We start from the raw sequence: 2767 nt of genomic DNA on the forward strand, positions 1-2767 counted from the left end.
CCTCTACACCATCATTCTCGAATTCGGCGGCGGCACCTATGTCTCGCAGACCAGCGCGGCCAGCAAGGAGTCAGCGCTCTCCGCCTGGTGCAACACGATCCGCACCGACAAGGACTTCGGACCCGACTCCAGCCGCCTGGCCGAAGAAGTCGAACACGAAGCGAACGCCGCTCGACTCTCCCTTCTCGACGGCCTGGAGTCGGCCTGGAGCTTCACGACGCTCCTGAACGACCGGCTGATCCTCGGGCACGTGATCAAGACAGCGTCACCTGCCGCCTGAAACACCACGTCGATCTCACTGCCGCGGCCCGAACCCCTCCACCGGACACGCCGCCCTCGCCCCCACCACCGGCCTCGGTGGACACCCCGCCAGCGCCGGCTCCGCCACCAGCCGCTGATCCCACGCCACCCCCCCCGCCTTCGGTTGCAGCGACTGCGTGTCGACGAACAACCCGTCCGCCGTCGGCAGCACCACGCTGTGCCGGTCCAGCCCGGTCGCCTCGCGCCAGCGCTCCAGCCCCACCTTCACGACCCGCTTGTCTTCCCAGCTGAACACCCCCGGCGCCCCGGTCCGCATCGCATACAGGTTGCGGTCGATCACCAGCGTGCGCGCATCGCTCATCGCCTCCGACGTGATGCGGATGAACGGCAGCTTCGCGCCACCGACGATCAGGTTGTTGGTGATAGCCACCTCGGTGCCGCCCTGGTGGATCTCCGACTCGTTCGACACCAGCACCGACCCATGCGTCAGCAGCCCGGTGTTCCAGCAGGTGTTGTTGTGGATGCGCGGCCGCCACGACGACGAGGTCGCGAGGCAGGCCCAGCCCACCTCGCTGATCACGTTGTCGCGGATCACGCCGTCGTAGGTCTCGTACGGCCCGTCGACCAGCCGGTCGTCGTCGGTCTCCTGCCCCAGCATGATCGCGTTCGACCAGGTCCGCTCGACGCGGTTGAACTCGAACACCGTGTTGCGCGAGTTGCCCTTCGCGTAGATGCCGATCGACGGGATGTCGTGCACATGGTTGAACGCCACCCGCGTGCGATCCGCGCCGACGATGTCGATGCCCTGCGCGTTGTCGCCGATCTTCGCGTTCGGATGGTGGATGCGGTTGTGCAGGATCTCGACGTCGTCCGCGGTGCGCACCAGCTTCACCACATCGACCCGCGAGCAGCACAGGTCGTTGTCGAGCAGCCGCACGTGCGGCGTGTCGATCTTGATCGCGTAGCCCTCTTCCTGCCCGTCGGCGCTGCCGCGCACCTCCAGCCCCTGCACCAGCCAGTACATCGCCTGGCACACCGTGCCCTTCGGCGCCTCTTCGTCGCAGGTGCGGTGGTAGAAGTAGATCGACGGCCCCCGCTCGGTGCCCTGGATCACCGCACGCTCCTTCGCGTAAGCGCGCAGCGTGATCCACGCGTCGGCCGAGCCGGGGTTGCGGATCACTGCGCCGTCGTAGGTGCCTGCCCGCAGCTCGATGATGTCGCCGGGCTTCACGCGCTGCACCGCGGCATCCAGCGTGCGCAGCGGCGCCTCGAGCGTGCCGACCGCGCGGTCGGTGCCATCGGGGGCGACGACGAAGGTGCGCGGCTGCGCCGCGACCACCGTCGCGGTGGTGACCAGCGCCGCGCTACACCCAGCCGCGAAGCGAATACATCGCCAGACCAAGCCACTCATGCAGCACCTCCTCGAGCGCACCGGGCGCCTCGTTGCTGGGCACGAAATGCTGCCACTTCAGCGCCGTGTCGGCGCGGAAATCGCAGGGATACGGCAGCACGTCCAGCCCGACACCGCGCGCGGCGGCCACCGCGCGCGGCAGGTTCATCGCGCTCGCCAGCAGCAGCACGCGCCCTTGCGCACGCAGGCCGAACTGGCGCTCGCTGAAGAGCATGTTCTCGTGGGTGTTGACCGAACGCGTCTCGACGCTGATCGCGTCGGCCGGCACGCCCAGCCGCTGCGCGGCCGAGGCCATGTGCTGCGCGACCGAATCGGAACCATCGGGCAGCGGTGCGCCGGTGAACATCAGCCGCCCGCCGAAGCGCTGGAACAGCTCGACAGCCATCTCGGTGCGCTCCCAGCTCGGCGCGCCCATCACGACGCGATAGCCGGTCTCCGTCTTGCGGAACCAGCCAGCGGTCAGCACCAGCATGCGCGGGCCGTCGGTGCTGGGCAGCGCCCTCACCTGCGCGTCGGTCGGCACCGGCCACCAGGCCTCCAGCTGGGCGAGCAGCGTGTTGGTGGTCGCGGGGATCGAGACGACGTAGACCAGCACGCCGAGCAGCGCAAAGCCATGCCGCCAGCGGTGCAGCCGCCCCGCCTTCGCGCGCCATGCCCGCACGCTGAGCCACGCCATGCCGAGCAGCACGTACAGCGGCATCGCCAGCAGCAGGTGCACCAGGTCGGTGAGCAGCGACCTCATGCCGAAGCGCCTCAGGCCCAGCGACCGCCGCGGAACCGGCTTCGCCGGGCCGCTGGCGGTGCCCCCTTGAGGGGGAAGCGCGCAGCGCTTCGGGGGTGGGTCATCCTCGTGCGATACCGAACACCTGATCCATCCGCCCCCAGCGGAAATCGCCGAGCAGGCGATCCAGCCGGCTCTCGGTGCGGTGCAGGTTCACGTAGTGCCGAAAACGCGTCTTCAGCCCCGGCCCGGGCACGCGCGGCTGCAGCGGGTCGATCTCCCACGGATGCATGTAGAAGATCGCCGGAGCCTGCTCGTCGCGGTTGAAGCGGTCGATCGCCCAGCGCGACACGCCGTACGGCGCGAAGCGGAAG

General features: G+C 69.2%; 4 protein-coding genes. 1 reads left to right on the forward strand and 3 read right to left on the reverse strand.

All coding sequences use genetic code 11. From position 1 onward, the window contains the following. The coding region (locus AC1D15_RS25565) for a hypothetical protein (RefSeq protein ID WP_477828198.1) at positions 1-280 on the forward strand (280 nt) is incomplete at its 5' end. 15 nt (positions 281-295) lie between these two features. On the opposite strand, the gene AC1D15_RS25570 is transcribed toward AC1D15_RS25565, so the two are convergent. From AC1D15_RS25570 to AC1D15_RS25580, 3 genes are all read right to left on the reverse strand, one after another. Further along, on the reverse strand, positions 296-1672 hold the full coding sequence (locus AC1D15_RS25570; protein ID WP_477828199.1) for a right-handed parallel beta-helix repeat-containing protein: 1377 nt from the start codon (positions 1670-1672) through the stop codon (positions 296-298). Next, positions 1626-2414, reverse strand: a complete 789-nt coding sequence (locus AC1D15_RS25575) for a YdcF family protein (protein WP_477828200.1) — start codon at positions 2412-2414, stop codon at positions 1626-1628. Before AC1D15_RS25575 ends, AC1D15_RS25570 begins: the two co-directional genes overlap by 47 nt. A gap of 100 nt (positions 2415-2514) precedes the next feature. Beyond that, positions 2515-2767, reverse strand: a 253-nt coding sequence (locus tag AC1D15_RS25580; RefSeq protein WP_477828201.1) for a DUF3473 domain-containing protein, incomplete at its 5' end; no start/stop codon positions are given.

It is taken from the genome of Rhizobacter sp. P2_H2, assembly GCF_056403375.1.